The organism is Methylomonas sp. (genome assembly GCF_023228165.1).
GTDB lineage: Bacteria > Pseudomonadota > Gammaproteobacteria > Methylococcales > Methylomonadaceae > Methylomonas.
On the sequence record NZ_JALOBS010000013.1, the window covers coordinates 23,114 to 40,315 of the forward strand.

Here is a 17,202-nt window from a genome sequence, read left to right on the forward strand (position 1 = left end):
CAGCCATATAATTTCGATTCGATATTGTAATGCCGTCATTTAGCTTTTGAACAAACGCAATTTCTTAACATCCACTCAAAACACTTTACCTGATTAAGGAAGCTCAATATGCATACCCCCGATAAATTATTGCTTGAAAACCGTGCCTGGTCGCAAGAAGTCAGCAGGAAAGACCCCGAATATTTTAAACTGCTGGCAAAAGAACAAAAGCCGGATTTTTTATGGATAGGTTGCGCGGATAGCCGGGTGCCGGCGGAGACCGTCGTGAATGCCCAACCAGGCGAAATATTCGTGCACCGTAATATTGCCAATCAAGTGATTACCACCGATTTTAACTGCCTAAGCGTTTTGCAATACGCCATCTCGGTGCTCAAGGTCAAGCATGTCATTGTCTGCGGTCACTACGGCTGCGGAGGCGTTAAAGCGGCATTGCAGCCGCAAAAATCCGATTTGGTCATCGTCAACAAGTGGTTGCTGCATATCAAGGATGTTTATCGGTTGCATCAGGACGAGCTGGAGGCTATCGATCCGGCCAAAAAACTGTCACGCTTGATCGAGATTAATATAATCGAACAGGTGTATCGCTTGGCGCATACCTCTATCATTCAATCCGCTTGGAAACAAGGACATAAACCGACCTTGCACGGCTGGGTGTATGGTTTGGAAGATGGCTTAATCGACGAGTTGATCAAACTGGATCACAACACCCAAATCCACCCCATTTACCGTTACACCGATTAACCTGTTGTTATTTTGAACTTGCTGAGCATACTCTCATGAAAACCCATTTACACTATTATTTGAGTAATTTACGCCACGATTTGCCGGCCAGTATCGTGGTATTTTTGGTGGCGCTACCCTTGTGCTTGGGCATTGCCTTGGCCTCCGGAGCACCTTTGTTTGCCGGCGTGATTGCCGGCATCATCGGCGGTATTGTGGTGGCCTGGGCCAGCGGTTCGCACTTGAGCGTGTCCGGTCCTGCCGCCGGTTTGACCGTGATCGTATTTAACGCCATTGAAACCTTAGGCAGTTTCAATGCGTTTTTACTGAGCGTGTTGGTAGCGGGGGTTTTCCAACTGTTACTGGGGTATATGAAAGCCGGTTTGATCGGAGCATTTTTTCCGGTATCGGTGATTAAAGGCATGCTGGCGGCGATAGGCTTGATTTTGATTATCAAACAAATTCCGCATGCCACTGGTTACGACACTAGTTTTGACGGTGACGAAAGCTATATGCAGGAAACCGCCAAAACCAGTTTTTTTGAATTAGTCGATGCTTTGGAAGGCATTTCTCCCGGTGCCACATTGGTCAGTGGCATAGCGCTGCTGATATTAATTTTGTGGGAAACCGATCTCTTTAAACGCTTCAATTTACTGCAATTAATCCCCGGACCGCTGGTGGCGGTGATGTGGGGGATGGCCTATAACAGCCTGACATTACAATACGCTCCCGAGTGGGCCATCAGTCAGAAACATTTGGTATCGTTACCGGAACTTGGCAGTGTCGGAAATTTCATCGATGAGCTGCGCATGCCGGACTTTAGCCACCTGCTGAATTTTAAAATCTATAGCATTGCCGTTACCCTGGCCATTATCGCCAGCTTGGAAACCTTATTAAGTATCGAAGCGGTCGACAAACTGGATCCGCACAAACGCATCGCTCCCACCAATCGGGAGCTAAAGGCGCAAGGCTTAGGCAATATCATCAGCGGTTTAATAGGCGGCATTCCCATTACCGCGGTTATAGTGCGTAGCTCGGCCAATATCAATGCCGGCGGCCAGACCCGCCTGTCCAGTTTTTTTCATGGCGTGTTATTGCTGATCAGCGTAGTGTTTTTTGGCGGGTTATTAAACGAAATTCCCTTGGCCTGTCTGGCCGCCATCTTGCTGCAAACCGGTTACAAGCTGGCTAAACCCAAGTTATTCGTTGAGTTTTATCGCAAAGGCTGGAATCAATTTTTACCTTTTGCGATCACCGTGATCGCCATTCTAGCCACCGATCTGTTGCAAGGCATCTGCATCGGTATGGCAATCGGCATCTTCTTTGTATTGAAGGCCAATTTCCACGCGGCCATGACCTTGACCGAACACGGTTCGCATTATCTGCTGCGCCTGCACAAAGACGTGTCGTTCCTGAACAAAGCCTTGTTGCGTAAATACTTAAGCACCATCCCCAACGACAGCGAACTGCTGATCGACGGCAACAAAGCCTTGTTTATCGATCAGGACATCCTGGAAACCATTGCCGACTTCTTACTGGCGGCGCCCGACCGTGGCATCAAGGTGGAAATTCAGGGGTTTAATGCCTATTGTCAGGTACCCAGCGCCGGGCACTAAGCCAAATCGATATCCCATTCAGGAGATAATCTGAGTTGCCGATAGCGTCGAAAGGCGATTTACCTTTAAAATAGCGGCCTTACACCCTTTTGCAAATATGGCCGCGCGCCCCGGAACGTTCATGACCGATTATAAATTGACTCACCTTAAGCAGCTTGAAGCTGAAAGTATTCACATCATCCGCGAAGTGGCGGCGGAATTCGATAAACCGGTCATGTTGTATTCCATTGGTAAAGATTCGGCAGTGATGCTGCACTTAACCCGCAAAGCCTTCTTTCCGGGCAAACCGCCGTTTCCGTTGCTGCATGTCGACACCACCTGGAAGTTCAAGGAAATGATCGAGTTCCGCGACCGCATGACTAAAGAACTGGGCTGGGATTTGATGGTGCACATCAATCAGGACGGCGTCGAACAAGGCATTGGCCCCTTCAGCCACGGCAGTAAGAAACACACCGACGTGATGAAAACAGACGGCTTAAAACAGGCCTTGAACAAACACCAATTCGATGCCGCCTTCGGCGGCGCCCGCCGCGACGAGGAAAAATCCCGCGCCAAGGAACGTGTCTATTCCTTCCGGGACAAGAACCACCGCTGGGACCCGAAAAACCAGCGCCCGGAACTGTGGAATATATACAACGGCAAGGTCGAAAAGGGCGAAAGCATCCGGGTATTCCCACTATCCAACTGGACCGAGCTGGACATCTGGCAATACATTCATCTGGAAAACATCCCCATCGTGCCGCTGTATTTTGCCAAAGAACGTCCTGTGGTGAATAAAGACGGCATGTTGATCATGGTTGACGACGAGCGTATGCCTATCGGCCCAGAGGATAAAATCGAAATGAAAATGGTGCGTTTCCGTACCCTGGGCTGTTATCCATTGACGGGCGCCGTCGAATCCACCGCCACCACCTTGCCGGAAATTATTCAGGAAATGCTGCTGACCACCACCTCGGAACGCCAGGGTCGCTTGATCGATCATGACCAATCCGGCTCCATGGAACAGAAAAAACGCGAAGGCTACTTCTAATACGCGTCATTCCGATCAGCAACGAATTCAGAGAAAAACATGTCCCACCAATCCGACTTAATCAGCACCGACATCAACGCCTATCTGGCGCAACACGAACGCAAAGAATTATTGCGTTTTCTAACCTGTGGTAACGTCGACGACGGTAAAAGTACCTTGATCGGTCGTCTGTTGCACGACTCGAAAATGATCTATGAAGATCAGTTAGCTGCCGTACAGGCTGACAGCGTTAAGTCCGGCACCACCGGCGCCGGCAAGATCGACTTGGCTTTGTTGGTCGACGGCTTGCAGGCCGAGCGTGAGCAAGGCATCACCATCGACGTGGCCTATCGTTATTTTTCTACTTCCACCCGCAAATTCATCATTGCCGACACACCGGGCCACGAACAGTACACTCGCAATATGGCCACCGGCGCATCCACCTGCGATTTGGCGGTAATCCTGATCGATGCCCGTTATGGGGTACAAACCCAAACCAAACGACACAGTTTTATCGCCTCCTTGCTGGGCTTGAAACACATCATTGTGGCCATCAATAAAATGGATTTGATGGCTTACAGTGAAGACACCTTTAACAAAATCAAAGCCGATTATCTGGCCTTCGTAAAGACTTTGGGTCAACACGACATCCATTTCATCCCAATGTCTGCGCTGGATGGCGACAACGTGGTGAACCCCAGCGAAAACATGCCTTGGTATACAGGCAAACCGATGATGGAGTTACTCAACACCATCGAAATTGCCAGCGACCACAACTTTGACGACGCCCGTTTTCCGGTGCAGTACGTCAACCGTCCGAACCTGGACTTTCGCGGCTTCTGCGGCACCGTAGCCTCCGGCGTGTTCCACAAGGGCGACGCGATCACCGCGCTGCCGTCCGGTAAAACCAGCCAGATCAAATCCATCGTCACCTTCGACGGCGAGCTGGATGAGGCTTTTGCCGCCATGGCGGTGACCTTGACCCTGACCGACGAAATTGACATCAGCCGCGGTGACATCATCATCGGCCAACATCAACATGCGCCGACGGTAGCCGATAAATTTAAAGCCGACATCGTCTGGATGGCCGAACGAGCCATGACGCCGGGCCGCCAATACCTGATCAAGCTGGCCACCCGCAGCGTATCGGGTTCGGTGTCGCTGATCCATCACCGTATCGACGTCAACACCCTGGAACATCACGACGCCAACGAGCTGAAACTGAACGAAATCGGCCATTGCACGGTGGCGGTCAATGCGCCGGTGGTTTTCGACCCCTACAAACGCGGCAAATATACCGGTTCGTTCATCGTCATCGACCGACTGACCAATATCACCGTCGGAGCCGGCATGATTAGCGGCGACGCCAGCGAAGAAGACTGGTCGCCGGTCAGCGCCGAAGAACGCGCCACCCGATTCGGACAAATTGCCTCGGTGATCGGCCTAAGCGGCGGCAACGTGCTACAAACAGCTTATCAACTGGAACGTAAATTATTCGACACCGGCCATGCCGCAACCATTTTGGAAACCAGCAACGATGCGTTGGTCGGCGCCATCAAACACGCGGGCCTGCTGTGTCTGTGCCTGGATAGCAAGCCGGCCCAGGCTGACGTGTCGTTTAACAGCGACGAATACACGGTCGACGAAATCTATGCAGCATTGAAGAATCGCGGTTTGATTCATTAATAGCATCGGGTAACGGCCCCCTTTCCGAAGGCGATGCCGCAAATCGAGCATCGCTAAATCACCCATTTAGCTGCGATAGCGCCGCAACAACGGCGATATCGCAGCTTGGGCACGACACCGCTGGCAATCATCTAGCCTGCCTGGCAAACGCCGAAACCACAATTCCGTTAAGACCGGCTGCCACCAACATCCTCATAAAAACCGAAAAAATATTTTTGCGGCAACCGCGCCGAAGTTAACTTCTCGCGCCAAGCCCCAGTCCGCCCGATCCGCAATTTTGTAGACCGAAAACCGTTTAAAGCCCCCAAAAGCGTGACACGCCTCACAAAACTGGTTTTAATTAGAACAAACTAGTTCTAATTAAAACCATATGTCCGTAGAATTTACCCACACCGACAGATTAATCCGCATGCAAACACCGCATCTGTTTCGATCCTGACGTGCACCCCCAAAACTCCATCGAGTTATCTTTTTGCTTAACGAGGTTTATCCCATGACATCCATTAAAAAATTCTTATCATTGCTTACGGCTACCGCATTAATCAGCGCATTCTCTAGCTCCGCTTTCGCAACCACTTTTAGTCACGAAGAAGTTAGAGCCGCGCTGGAAAACACCATTTTAAAAGTCAAAGAATCCATTGCCGCGGTCGAAAGTCGAGCGGACAAGGATAAGGTGGCCAATATGATCGGCGAAGCCAAACAGCAGCAAAAAGACATCGAGAACAATAATCTCGAAGTCAAACGTCAACACGCCGGCAAACGCTTGAGTACCGCCTGGAAAGCCGCGCGTAACGGCGACTTACAGTTAGCCGGCGAGTCGCTGAAAGAGGCTTTAACCCGCTATGAAGAAATGCAAAAAATTTATATCTCCAGCCATTAAGCCGTAGCCATATCCGCCGGTCGATGAATTTATCGACCGGCGCCTCGGCAATACACACACGTGGGGCACCGTATGTCCGCATCCGAAACGTCCATCGAACAGTGCATCGATCAAGCCGGCAGAGAATGCCACGACTTGATTCAAGCGTTCCATGACCGACTGAAAGCCGATTATATAGGCGAGAAACAGGATACCCGCCTTGCAGTGATGCGTATAACAACCCAAGCAAGCGGCTTTTTAACCTGGCGCGTTCATGCGCCGACCACACTGCGACAGAAACTAAATACGGCATTGCTGACGCTGTTTGGCGGATTGCAGGTTGCCGACGGTATCTTGACTTACTTGGGACTCCGCTTTGCCGAGCTAACCGAAGTCAATCCGCTCCTCAACTACGTTACCGGGTTACTGGGGTTGGGAGTTTCGATCACGCTACTCAAGCTGGCGATTCTGGGCGTGATTACGGCTATATTTACCACCCGCCGCACGATTAAAAGAGATTGGGGCACCGTTGCGCTGGCTTTGGCCGTCATAGCCTACTGCGGGGTAAATATCAGCAATGCATTATTGATTACCGGTCTGTAAACCTCTGCACGGAAAATCTTGACAATGCCGCGCGTTTGTCCCATCCGCTAGGCGGATAACGCTTTCCGACATCTATTGCAGTAAATGGTAAATTTCGAATTAATCTCTCTTTTTCAAGACCTCACTGGTTTAAACTATCCAACGATGTTGGCGTTACGGCGCTTACTTTTTTCCGAAACCGTGCGATTCCACAACTCAATCCAATTTTGAAAAAGTTTTTTTTAAACTTACCGGCATTGCGATACCCGCGTGATGGCAACTTATTGCTTCTATCATGCTCGATAATATTGACTGCCTGCGCGTCGCAGAACCGGATACCGCGCGAACAAATCTATTCGGCCTCAGCTCAATATGCCGTTTATGGGCATAATTCTCGGGCCAAGGCCGCGACCCAGCCAATGGCCGTATCCAATACAACTGTAACCGAGGCAATCGATACCGTACAAACCTACGACTTGCCCGCCTTGGTGGATCTGGCTTTGCGCACGCATCCGGAAACGGCAATCAGCTGGGAGGAGGCAAAAGCCGCCGCGGCCCGACTGGAAAGGGATCGCAGCACCTGGTATCCAACTTTGACTGCGATGGCTTTTGGACAACACTTTAAAACCAGCATTCCCATTCCCGGCAGTGCGTTGGTCAGCAACGGTTACGGCGCGTTTGGCAGCTTGAATCTGGCCTGGACGCTGTTCGATTTCGGCCGCCGCGAAGCCTTGGTCGACGCGGGCGAGAAACGTCTCAACGCGGCGAATTTCGCCTTCGACCGTAAACACCAGGAAATCGCCTACCGGGTCGCCAGCAGCTTTTTCAGCTACCAAACCACCTTGGCCAAAGTCACCGCCGCGGAACAAACATTGGAAGCGGCCAAGGCCAACGCGGCTTCGGTAAAAGCGAAACTTGCGCATGGGTTGGCAACTAAGCCCGATTTGCTGTTGGCGATTCAAGAGCAGGCCAAAGCCAGTTACGACCTGCAAGACACCCGTGGTTCCGTCACTCAGACCCGGGCCGACCTGACCGCGAATTTGGGTATTTCTCCGGCTTATTCCCTGCATCTGATAGATCTCAGCAAACTACCTTTACCGGCCGGGCTGGAACAATCGGTCGAAACGATTGCCGACCAGGCCCTGGAGCAGCGCCCGGATTTGATGGCGCGCCTGGCCGAATTACGCGCTCGAGAAGCCGAGGTAAAAAAAGCCAGGGCCGAGTTCTGGCCCAAAGTCTCCTTGCGCGGCATGATCGGCAACCAATACTGGGGAGGTGTGCATACCAATCCACCCGGTAACGAGCATTACTCGGCAAGCAATCTGGTCGATACCGCTATGCTGAACGTGGAATGGACCTTGTTCGACGGCTTTGAGCGCAACAATGCCGTGCGTGAAGCGGAGGCAAAAAAAGCGAGCTCCGAAGCCCAGCTCGAAGCCCTGCGCCTGGAAATCATACGCGATATCTGGAAAGCCTATGCCGACACCAAAACCGCGCTGGAAAAACGCTCGTTTGCTCTGGCTTTATTGCAAGCCGCCGAAGAATCCTATGCCGCTACTCAGGAATCCTACAGCCACGGCTTTTCCACGGTGATAGAGTTGCTATCGGCGCAAAAGGATTTAGCTCGGGCGCGTTTTACCGAAATCGAAAGCCGGGCCGCCTTATTACAATCCGCGACAACGCTGGTTTATGTTGCCGGCGGGCAAAACCAGACGGATTCAAACACCGATAACCAAACATACGGCAGCGGTCCCGCGCATTGATGAACAGACGGCTTGCGGCTATGATCATGTCCTAACTAGAACAAACACTTTAAATTATGTCATCTCCAGCTACGTTTCCAACAGTACTGCGGCAATTATTGCGCACGCACCAGATGTTCTTGTCTTATGCGGCCAGACACGTTCACAGGCTTGATTTAACCTTGCCGCAATACGACGTAATCATCACTTTGGGCAATACCGACGGCATGCAGCCGAAGAAGCTCGGCGAAGAAACCCTGATTACCAAAGGCACGCTTACAGGCGTTATCGGTCGGCTGGAGGATAAAGGGCTGGTGGAAAGGCGAGCCTCGAAAAATGACGGCCGCAGCCAGATCATCCGCCTGACCGAGGCGGGTCGCGCGGTATACCAGCAAACTTTCCCGGAACATTTAGCCTATATCAGCCGTTTGTTCGATGATTACACCGCCGAGGATGTCGCCAAGCTGGAGGCGGATTTGGTAAGGTTGTACCAAGCGGTAAACGCCGCGCGCGGCGATAGCGGCGGAGAATCCGCCGATGATTGATAGCGGCGGACCGCATAATGATAGCCGTACGTTTAAACTCGACAATACTGCAACGAACATGATGTCCATAGCCAGATTACGCAATACTTTAATATTGGCGCTTGCCGCCGTTTTCTTGGCCGCCTGCGACCCCATGCTCAGCATCGAAGGCTCGTTCTGGCCGGCCTGGATTATCTGCATCCTGGCGGGGCTGGCGACCAGCATGGTATTGATGTGGCAATTGGTGCGTTACCGCCTGGCGCCGCATTTGGGACCGCCGCTGTTGATTGCTCCCAGTCTGTGGGCCTTATGCACCTTTGTCATTTGGTTGTTGTTTTATTCAATATAACCGCAGGCACACCCTCCCATGGAAAACAATCAACTCGATAACCCTGCCGTCAGTCTCCAACGTCGCGAAATAATAGGACGCATCATCGGCCTTTCTATCGTGCTGGGCGCGGTGCTGAGCGGCGCCATGGTCTGGCACATCAACTACAAAGAACCGCGAACCAACGATGCAATGGTGCGGGCAAATATCGTCGGCATCGCTCCGGAAGTCAGCGGCCGCATCGTAGAACTGCATGTCGAAGACAACCAATACGTCAAACAGGGCACCCTGCTGTATGTCATAGATCCCCGCCCCTATCAAGCCAAACTCGACAAGGCCAAGGCCGACTTGATGCTGGCCGAAAAGGACGTGGATTCACGGCGCGCATCCAGCGATTCGGCCGATATCGCCATCAAGCGCTTGGGTCACCAGTACGCCGCCGCCAGCGCGGAAGTTTCCAGGATAGAGGCCGAAGACACTTATCTGCACAATTATCTGCAACGCATAGAGCCGCTGGCAGAGCAGCAATACGTCACCGCTGACCAGCTCAAGCAGGCTCGCTCCAGATATGCGGCCTCGCGCGCGACGCTGGCTGACGCTCAAGCCAAGCAGCTTTCCGCCCGCAGCGCGATCGACGAAGCCAAAAGCGAAAGCATGCGCGCGGAATCTTCGATCGCCCAAGTCGGCAATGTCAACGCCCGCATCGAAGCCGCCAAAGCGGAGGTTACCAGCGCCGAACTCGACCTGGAATACTGCTACGTGCGAGCCCCCTTCGACGCCTTTGTGACCAATCTGAATACGCGGGAAGGCGAATATGCCAAAGCCGGCAGTCAAATGTTCGCCCTGGTCGACGACCGACATTGGTATGTAATCGCCGACTTTAAGGAAACCTATCTGAAGTCCATCAAACCCGGCCAGGAAGCCGAGGTGTTTCTGATCGGCTATCCGGGCAAGCGATTCCGCGGCGTGGTCACCGGCATAGGCTGGGCCAACTCTCCCGACAATATCAAGCAACAAGGCGTTTTGCCGGAAGTTCAGCGCACCTTGAACTGGGTGGTACTGGCCTCCCGCTTTCCGGTACGTATCGAGATACCGGAACGCGACCCCGAGCATCCGCTCCGGATGGGCATGACCGCTTTCGTCACCGTGCTGGACCGTCCGGCAGATATCCCCGGATACCCGCCAGCCGGCGGCGAAAAAGCCAACAATTCCTTGCCGCCGCAATGAAAAATGCCGACATCCGGAGCCCGGCGCCGCATCAAAGCCACGGCAGGTTCTGGTTCGGGCGCGGCCTGACGCAATTCCTGATAGCCGAACTCAGAGACTTTCCGGAACGGCGGATCGCCGCGGCCCGATTGTTCGCGGTATCGCTGATTATCGCCCTGGTCAGCCAAACCCTGCACGTACCGCCGCTTGGTGCGATTGCCCTGCTGGTCAGCTTGAGTTACGACGCCTATGCCAACGCGGGCCAATCGCTGGCATTCGGCCTGCGCCAGCTCGGCTATCTGCTCGTCACCACCCTGATATCAGTGTTGACGCTAATGTTTGCCGGCAACGACGCCTGGTTGTTGCTCACCCTTTCCATTGTCATATTGGCCCTGGCCCTGTTTCACGCCAGGCTGATTGCCTGGCCTACCGGCGTCGCCCTCTGGTATTCGGTATCGGTAATGTATACCCCGGGCAACCCGGACGAGGCTATCCACAACGCGCTATGGACCATCCCCATCATCGGGGTACTGGCGCTATGCTCGTGGACCGTAGTGCACCTGACCATCAAACCGCGCGATCCGCTGAAACTGCTTAAAGCCAGCATTGCCGAACAGCTGGCCGCCGTGGAGCACACCTTCCATGTCCGCATGGCCGACAGCGGCGTACACAGCCACAAACAGGAAGCCATTAAGCCCCCAAACGTGGGCAGCTTCGGCAAATTGTTATTGTTGCAGGCAAATGCGGAACTGATTCATCCCGACCTGCACAAGCGCCATCGGAGTTACCAGGCACTATTATCGGAAATCGACGGTTTACGCCAATTGACCGACTGGCTGGATCAGGTTTTGGCCGCGGAGTACCGTGCGCAACCGATGACTCGGGAAAAACTGAATGTCTACCTGGCCATGCAAAACGCCTGCGCCACGTTGCGGGAAGGCATCGAACAATCCCGCGACGTCTCCCCGCTAATCAACAGCTTGTTGGACGACGAGGTGCTGCACGACTATTCCGGGCACACCAACCCCACGCTGTTAACCGCCCTCTGGCGTGCATTGCGGCGCATCGCCGATTTGATGCATGACTTGCATCAGCCGGTAACGGCAACCGAAAACAACAAGCCCGCGGCGAATACCGATAATCCCGAATCGGGCAGTTGGCTGCCGGCCTGGCTCGGCTACGACTATTGGGCCACCCACGCCGACAGCCTGCAATTCGGGATCAAATTTTCCCTGGGGGCCATACTCTGCATGCTGATCGTGGACAGCTTGGAATGGCCCGGCATCAATACCGCGATCCCAACCTGCCTGGTAGCCGCGCAAACCAGCCTGGGCGCGGATTACCGTTTGTCGCTGTTGCGCGTGTCGGGAGCAGCCTTGGGCGGAGTCTGCGCCTATTTTTATGTGTTGGTATTCCAATCCCAACTCGATACGATCATCGGCTTCGCAGTGGCGACAACCCCGTTCTGGGCCCTGGCTGCCTGGATAACCGCGGGTAGCGAACGCATCGCCTATCTGGGCCGCCAGCTTGGTTTTTCCTTTGCCTTGTTCGTATTGCACGATTTCGGCGCCGTCACCGACCTCTATCTGTCGCGCGACCGGGTGATCGGTATTCTGCTCGGACTGGCGGTCATGGGGGTGCTCGATTACGCGCTGTGGCCGCGGCGCTCGATAGTGCTTGCCCGCCACCACAGCATATCGGCATTGCGCATGCTGTCCAAATTCACCACTCGGCTACCGGACCCCCGCCAGCTGCTTGAATTCACTTTGCCGTTGCGCCTATCGGCGGAAAAAGACCTGGCGACGGCCCAGGATTTGATCGCTCACGCCATATTGGAACCGGATGCGCGCCTAGCCGATAAAACGCACGAAAGAGCTGCGTTAAGGGTGATCATCAAAAACGCCGGCCATTTATCCGGTTTACTGCAAGTAAGAAAGCGTTACCGCTTGCTGAGCGGCCAGCAATTCGGCGGTTTTCCGGATGATCTGCAACAACACAGCGGCGCTTTCGACAAGGCGTTAACTACCGCTTTGGAACATATAGCCGGCATCCTGCAAGGCAATCGGCCCGAGATGCGCGTGGATATCGCAGACAGCCAGGCGCGCCTGCAACAAAGCTATACCGAATACCACGACATCAAAAACTTGCCGGATGATCTGGCCATGGAATGGGAGATGCGCTTCATGCTGGACCAGCAAATCGTGTTGCTGATCGAACGGCTAGAGAAAACGGCGCTGGATGCCGCGGCATATCTTCCGCAAGCCCAACTGGATTACGGATAGCGGTGCATATTTCCCGAAACGGTGAGGCGTGTAAATCAACATCCTGTGTTAAGTGCCGGTTCTCGGCTTCAAGCTGCCGTATCCGTTGCTGTTCCGGCGCCAACGGCTTGCCGATACCTAATTGTCCGCTTTGTTTTGCTTGTGCTTGCTTTAACCAGCCATACCGCTGTTTTGCCTAACTCCAGTCTATGCAGGCTTGCGCAACCGTCAGCCCTTGTACCTGGTTCATTTTGACCACTTGTAACTTGAAGCTGGCGTCGAATTTATCTCTTACTCAACCCATGAATTTTTACCCGCCATTTTGATAAGTGGTGTTTACCAACCTAGTCGAGTGTCTATTTTTATTAGACTATTACTGTCTGTCCCGGCTAGATTGCTTTGAATTGGCTCATGACTTTACAGCCGAAATATTCCTGCTCGAGATGAAATTAAAGCAGGAAGATCGCCAGAAAAAAAGCAAGTGCGCACAGCGCAAACACATAGCGTCGATCCGCATCGATAGTTTGCTGCGCACCAAGCGACACAGTTTCGAAAAATTCGATAATCGGTTGTTCGTTTTTTAGGCGTTGGTACGATAGTCCGGTTTCCGCTGCCAATTGCTGCAAATAACTTTCCCGTAATGCGCTCATGTGCTCGTCGCCAACTGCGGCGTGTTTCCCAAAAGGCGCGTTGCGGGCATCGTAGCCTTCGATTTTTTCAGGATTGAGGGCGGAGTCGCCAAAATAGGAGCGGTGCGGGACGTCGTCCGGCCCATAAACCCCGATACGCTGTCCTTTAGGATCGAATTTAGGAATCGGCACCGGCTGCAGGCCGCCGATCCCCAGAATCAGCCCTTTTAATTTACCGTTCAGCGCAGAAAAATCCGTGCGGTAGCGTGGATTGAGCGGTGGCGCTTCCTGTCCGTCGCTGACAAATACCAGCGCGGTTTCCTTGGCCTTTAGTAACTGCATTGCATCGAGTAATCCGCCGGCGATGCGGCTGTCCGCCGCCCATGCCATACGCCAATCCAAGGCCGCTATGCTTTTGTTCAATTCCGGATAGCCGTTGCAAACCTCTATCGGTTCGAACAAAATTGTAGAACGGCGTTCGGTAAATACGCCCAATCCGACTTTAGACTGGCACGGCAGGCTGCGGACAAATTCGCGCAAACGGAGTTTGACAAACGTCAGCCGGCTGACCGGTTGCCCTGCAATGCGGTAGTCCTCTGCATTCATGCTGCGGGTGATGTCGATAACAAAGGTCAGATTATAGATCTCGGCGTTTCGCTTATGGGTCGGAAAGACAAATAAGGCCGCCATGGCCAACAGCGACAGAAGCAGGCACCAGGTGCGGTAGTCCTTTAAGTAAACCGTTTTCAAACCATGGCTATTGAAACGCATCATGGCAAACCTCGCGGAAATCCCGGCACCGTAGTCCAAAGCTGCGAGGGTTTGACTGCGTCATCGTCAGGTTGGCTCTGGCTGATACGGTCGAATTCCGGCAACAAACGCATTGCCAGTTCCAGATTATATTTGGCATCCCAGAATCCGCTATCCAAGCGTAGCGCCTGCCGAAAAGCTTGTTTGGCTAGCATTAACAGCGGCATGGCTTGGTTGATGCGTCCCGCCTCCAGCTCGGCCAGCGCCTGGCTTAGATAGGTGTTGCCCAGATTGTAACGGCTTTTGGCCTGAAACTCGCGATCACCCTGTTCGACAATTAGACTCAGAGTATCGATTGCCTCACTGAAACGCTGCTTGTTGTGCAGATACACCGCACGCGCCAAGCGAATCTCCGGCGCCGCAGTCATGACCTTTTCGATACTGATCTCATGCCCCTGTTGCAATCGGCTTAGCCATTGGTTTTCGTGGTGTATAGCGTAAACACGCCACAGTTGCGTAACCGCCATTAACACACTGGCCAGCAATGCGGCCCAAATTAATTTATGTCTTAATGCTCTCATGCTGTTCGCGCCTCGCATATCTTCACGCCTACCAGCAACAGCATGAAAAAACTTGCCCAACCGTAGAACGCGCCTGACAAATCCTGTTTCGGAATGGCTTGCCGATAATGCAACGGCAATTTCTCCAAGCGATCGATATCAGCAATGGCTTTTTGCATGGCGTCGGGATTTTCGGCTTCGTAGGCATGGTAGGGAATCTTCAAACTGGAAAAAAAGCGATGCAGGTAAAGTTCCGGCATGGCCTGGGCATTATCGTCGCGCGGGTGTTCCGGCTCGGCGAGAATGCCCGGGCTGTTATCGGTACGCAGAAACAACCAATACAATCGCACTTGCTGCTGTTTGAACAACACCCGCAACGCAGCTTCGCTGTCAGGATCGATCACTGCCGCGCCGTCGGAAACCAGTAATATGATGCGAGAACCACTAATCGGCTGATGGTCGAAAAACGATAAGGCCATACCAAGGCCTTTGCTGATGTTGGTATAGGCCAGGGCCGGCGCATTGGTAGCCTCGATAGCGGCATGGATAGCTGCGCGGTTGTCGGTCAGCGGTATGACGAATAGAGGCGATGTACTGTAGGTGGCGACGCCGATTAAATCTTGCGGCCGCTGATCAACGAATTGGCTTAGCAAACGGCGGGCGGCATCGGCCTTGGACTGTTCGTTGCTGTCGGGTGCTCTGCCGGCAAAACTGTTGTCCATACTGTTACTGCGATCCAGCAGCATGACGATGTGTGCGCCGCGGCCGATACGTTCGACTTGCTGCTCCTTGAGATGGATGCCGGATAATCCCAAAAACAAGGCTGCCAAAGCGGCCATGCTCAACAGACGAATCAAGAGATTAAGCAGTTCCGACCAGGGATCGTTCGGCAACATATCCAGCCAGGGGTAGGTCGTAGCGCGCATGTTGCTGCGAAATATTGGCACCAGCAGCAGGATCAAACCCATCAGAGCCCAAGGTGTTTCGAAGGCCAGATTATTCATCGCCTGCCGCACTCAATTTCTCTGCACACGCGGCATAATTCAAGCAAATTATGCCAATCGTCAGCGTCTACATCCTGCTTGCCGGCAAACAATACTTTATCGGAGAACTCGAAAAAACGCTCGATCTGTTCGGCAGCTACTCTATATTCTGCATGAGCTTGATAAAACGTCTGCAAGCGGTGCTTGAATAAGGGTTGATCATTCAGCACATTAAACGCGTGATGAACAACCGCCAAACCGCGACCCATATCCTGTTGCGAGTGATCTGACAATTCGCGCAGCGCACGTTTGAATATTCGCTGCTTTGGCCAGACCGGGAATAAACCGTGCAAATAAGCCAGATAGAGGCTGATGCAAAGCGCCAGACTCAGGCCGACATACACTGCCAGCCATTGCTGACGAGTCGACAACGGTGTCGGCAGGGCATCCGGTCGCATGTAATCCAGGCCGCTCTCGTCTTTTCTGACCGCCAACTCTTTAAGCGGCGACAAGGTAAAATGCCATGGCGGTACAGACTTCTCTAAGGTTTTACCAGCCTGATCGAAGCGTAAAGTAAAAGCAGGCACGCTAAGCATTTTGACTTCATTCGGGGCATAAAAGACTTGATACAACAACTCGACCACCGTCTCACCAGGGTTAGCATCGGATACAACGCTTACCCGATTTAGATTCAGCCAGCGATTCAGTTCGCCTTGTTTTGGCAGGCTGTCGAGAATAAGTTTTACGTCCTGACGGGTTTCGATGACAATCCGATGTTGGATTTCATCACCGATCACATAACCAAAAGGCCGTGGAGTTTGCTGTTCGAAGCGAGTGATGGGAGACGGCAACAGCGCACTACAACCGCTCACAAACTGTGAGAATAGGCATAGCAGTATCCAGCGTTTCATAGCGCTTGCCGTTGAAAATAGTTGTTCACGGTTTCAGCCCGATATCCGTCAGTCAAGAAAAGCGGTTCCATGCCGAAAGCGCGGAAACCCTGCCGCAATTGAGCCCGGCGATTCGCATACGCATGAATGATGCGTTGCTTCAGCGCCGGCCGCATCAACAAGGTTTTGCTGTGGCGACTCTCAGCGTCCTTAAAACGCAGCAAACCCCAATCCGGCAGACTGCTATATTCGGCGGTATTCCACCATACCATCGGCACTACAGCGTGGGATGTCAATGGTTGCAAAATCGTCTGTAATTGTACGAGCGAAAAATGATAATCCGATACCAGGAACACCAAGCAACGTTTATTGGGTAAAAGAGGCGCAATTTTCGGCAAACTCTCTGCGCTGTTTTCAGTTCGAAACCGTGCCAATCTGTCTGCTAATTCCCTAACCGGCTGCAGGGTATTGCCTGCCGGCAGTAGCCAGCGATGCTCCAGCCTACGGCCACCGCCTATAAAGCCGAAGCTATCACCCATTTGAACTGCCGATTGCGCAGCCGACAGCACAAATTCGCTAACCGCTGGCAGTTGACCATGCATTGAGGCTGACATATCGGCTACCACATACACAGTCAGCTTACTGTGCTGCTGAAACACCCGCACCCGATATTGCTGAAACGGATCCAGCAAGCTGGCGCGTAAATCGATACGGCGCGGATCGGGACTCGCCAACAGCAGTTGGTGTCGTTTGAACAAATGCCCGCTTCCAGCCATTTGCCCGGGATGGGCGCCCGGAAAAACGCTATAGCCAGGATGCGTCAAGTGGTACTGAAAAGTGGTTATTGCGTGACTCAT

General features: G+C 53.0%; 16 protein-coding genes. 11 read left to right on the forward strand and 5 right to left on the reverse strand.

All coding sequences use genetic code 11. The annotated features are described in order from the left end of the window. Positions 1 to 108 precede the first annotated feature (108 nt). The 11 genes from can to M0R33_RS11345 all read left to right on the forward strand — a co-directional run bounded on the left by can (position 109) and on the right by M0R33_RS11345 (position 12,554). Entirely contained in the window at positions 109 to 741 is a 633-nt protein-coding gene (gene can / locus M0R33_RS11295) for a carbonate dehydratase (protein ID WP_292568833.1), read from the forward strand. Positions 742 to 776: 35 nt separating this feature from the next. Beyond that, positions 777 to 2,336 (forward strand): SulP family inorganic anion transporter, encoded by a 1,560-nt coding sequence (locus M0R33_RS11300; RefSeq protein WP_292568835.1) that lies wholly within the window; start codon positions 777 to 779, stop codon positions 2,334 to 2,336. 121 nt (positions 2,337 to 2,457) lie between these two features. Further along, the gene (gene cysD / locus M0R33_RS11305) at positions 2,458 to 3,366 is read left to right on the forward strand and encodes a sulfate adenylyltransferase subunit CysD (RefSeq protein ID WP_292568837.1); all 909 of its coding nucleotides are present in this window, start codon (positions 2,458 to 2,460) and stop codon (positions 3,364 to 3,366) included. A 39-nt stretch (positions 3,367 to 3,405) separates the two neighbouring features. Further along, positions 3,406 to 5,031: a sulfate adenylyltransferase subunit CysN gene (gene cysN, locus M0R33_RS11310; protein WP_292568839.1), complete on the forward strand. Its 1,626-nt coding sequence runs from the start codon at positions 3,406 to 3,408 to the stop codon at positions 5,029 to 5,031. A 493-nt stretch (positions 5,032 to 5,524) separates the two neighbouring features. Further along, entirely contained in the window at positions 5,525 to 5,911 is a 387-nt protein-coding gene (locus M0R33_RS11315; protein WP_292568841.1) for a hypothetical protein, read from the forward strand. Positions 5,912 to 5,983: 72 nt separating this feature from the next. Then, positions 5,984 to 6,493, forward strand: coding sequence for a DUF5658 family protein (locus M0R33_RS11320; RefSeq protein ID WP_292568843.1), 510 nt, complete (start codon positions 5,984 to 5,986; stop codon positions 6,491 to 6,493). A 398-nt stretch (positions 6,494 to 6,891) separates the two neighbouring features. Beyond that, positions 6,892 to 8,235 carry a TolC family protein gene (locus M0R33_RS11325; RefSeq protein ID WP_292568845.1) on the forward strand — a complete coding sequence of 448 codons (1,344 nt, stop codon included), beginning with the start codon at positions 6,892 to 6,894 and terminating at the stop codon, positions 8,233 to 8,235. Between the two features lie 56 nt (positions 8,236 to 8,291). Then, positions 8,292 to 8,759 (forward strand): MarR family transcriptional regulator, encoded by a 468-nt coding sequence (locus M0R33_RS11330; RefSeq protein WP_292568847.1) that lies wholly within the window; start codon positions 8,292 to 8,294, stop codon positions 8,757 to 8,759. 61 nt (positions 8,760 to 8,820) lie between these two features. Next, complete coding sequence (locus M0R33_RS11335; protein ID WP_292568849.1) at positions 8,821 to 9,087, forward strand: YtcA family lipoprotein; 267 nt, start codon at positions 8,821 to 8,823, stop codon at positions 9,085 to 9,087. A gap of 18 nt (positions 9,088 to 9,105) precedes the next feature. Beyond that, positions 9,106 to 10,293 (forward strand): efflux RND transporter periplasmic adaptor subunit, encoded by a 1,188-nt coding sequence (locus tag M0R33_RS11340; RefSeq protein WP_292568851.1) that lies wholly within the window; start codon positions 9,106 to 9,108, stop codon positions 10,291 to 10,293. Continuing rightward, a complete protein-coding gene (locus tag M0R33_RS11345; protein ID WP_292568853.1) occupies positions 10,290 to 12,554 on the forward strand; it encodes an FUSC family protein in 2,265 nt (754 codons plus the stop codon). Before M0R33_RS11340 ends, M0R33_RS11345 begins: the two co-directional genes overlap by 4 nt. Before the next feature lie 428 nt (positions 12,555 to 12,982). Here M0R33_RS11345 and M0R33_RS11350 read toward each other — a convergent pair whose 3' ends face one another. The 5 genes from M0R33_RS11350 to M0R33_RS11370 are packed head-to-tail and all read right to left on the reverse strand — an operon-like array spanning position 12,983 to position 17,202. Next, positions 12,983 to 13,936, reverse strand: a complete 954-nt coding sequence (locus tag M0R33_RS11350) for a vWA domain-containing protein (RefSeq protein WP_292568855.1) — start codon at positions 13,934 to 13,936, stop codon at positions 12,983 to 12,985. Further along, entirely contained in the window at positions 13,933 to 14,493 is a 561-nt protein-coding gene (locus tag M0R33_RS11355) for an MxaK protein (protein WP_292568857.1), read from the reverse strand. The genes M0R33_RS11350 and M0R33_RS11355 overlap by 4 nt, the downstream gene beginning before the upstream one ends. Then, entirely contained in the window at positions 14,490 to 15,476 is a 987-nt protein-coding gene (locus tag M0R33_RS11360; protein ID WP_292568859.1) for a vWA domain-containing protein, read from the reverse strand. Before M0R33_RS11360 ends, M0R33_RS11355 begins: the two co-directional genes overlap by 4 nt. Beyond that, the gene (locus tag M0R33_RS11365) at positions 15,473 to 16,366 is read right to left on the reverse strand and encodes a nonribosomal peptide synthetase MxaA (protein ID WP_292568861.1); all 894 of its coding nucleotides are present in this window, start codon (positions 16,364 to 16,366) and stop codon (positions 15,473 to 15,475) included. The genes M0R33_RS11360 and M0R33_RS11365 overlap by 4 nt, the downstream gene beginning before the upstream one ends. Continuing rightward, positions 16,363 to 17,202 (reverse strand): MxaS protein, encoded by an 840-nt coding sequence (locus tag M0R33_RS11370; RefSeq protein ID WP_292568863.1) that lies wholly within the window; start codon positions 17,200 to 17,202, stop codon positions 16,363 to 16,365. The genes M0R33_RS11365 and M0R33_RS11370 overlap by 4 nt, the downstream gene beginning before the upstream one ends.

Coding starts and splice junctions, on each gene's coding strand:
- can (WP_292568833.1), top strand. CDS start 109: ATGCATACCCCCGATAAATTATTGCTTGAAAACCGTGCCTGGTCGCAA.
- M0R33_RS11300 (WP_292568835.1), top strand. CDS start 777: ATGAAAACCCATTTACACTATTATTTGAGTAATTTACGCCACGATTTG.
- cysD (WP_292568837.1), top strand. CDS start 2,458: ATGACCGATTATAAATTGACTCACCTTAAGCAGCTTGAAGCTGAAAGT.
- cysN (WP_292568839.1), top strand. CDS start 3,406: ATGTCCCACCAATCCGACTTAATCAGCACCGACATCAACGCCTATCTG.
- M0R33_RS11315 (WP_292568841.1), top strand. CDS start 5,525: ATGACATCCATTAAAAAATTCTTATCATTGCTTACGGCTACCGCATTA.
- M0R33_RS11320 (WP_292568843.1), top strand. CDS start 5,984: ATGTCCGCATCCGAAACGTCCATCGAACAGTGCATCGATCAAGCCGGC.
- M0R33_RS11325 (WP_292568845.1), top strand. CDS start 6,892: ATGGCCGTATCCAATACAACTGTAACCGAGGCAATCGATACCGTACAA.
- M0R33_RS11330 (WP_292568847.1), top strand. CDS start 8,292: ATGTCATCTCCAGCTACGTTTCCAACAGTACTGCGGCAATTATTGCGC.
- M0R33_RS11335 (WP_292568849.1), top strand. CDS start 8,821: ATGTCCATAGCCAGATTACGCAATACTTTAATATTGGCGCTTGCCGCC.
- M0R33_RS11340 (WP_292568851.1), top strand. CDS start 9,106: ATGGAAAACAATCAACTCGATAACCCTGCCGTCAGTCTCCAACGTCGC.
- M0R33_RS11345 (WP_292568853.1), top strand. CDS start 10,290: ATGAAAAATGCCGACATCCGGAGCCCGGCGCCGCATCAAAGCCACGGC.
- M0R33_RS11350 (WP_292568855.1), bottom strand. CDS start 13,936: ATGATGCGTTTCAATAGCCATGGTTTGAAAACGGTTTACTTAAAGGAC.
- M0R33_RS11355 (WP_292568857.1), bottom strand. CDS start 14,493: ATGAGAGCATTAAGACATAAATTAATTTGGGCCGCATTGCTGGCCAGT.
- M0R33_RS11360 (WP_292568859.1), bottom strand. CDS start 15,476: ATGAATAATCTGGCCTTCGAAACACCTTGGGCTCTGATGGGTTTGATC.
- M0R33_RS11365 (WP_292568861.1), bottom strand. CDS start 16,366: ATGAAACGCTGGATACTGCTATGCCTATTCTCACAGTTTGTGAGCGGT.
- M0R33_RS11370 (WP_292568863.1), bottom strand. CDS start 17,202: ATGAGTCACGCAATAACCACTTTTCAGTACCACTTGACGCATCCTGGC.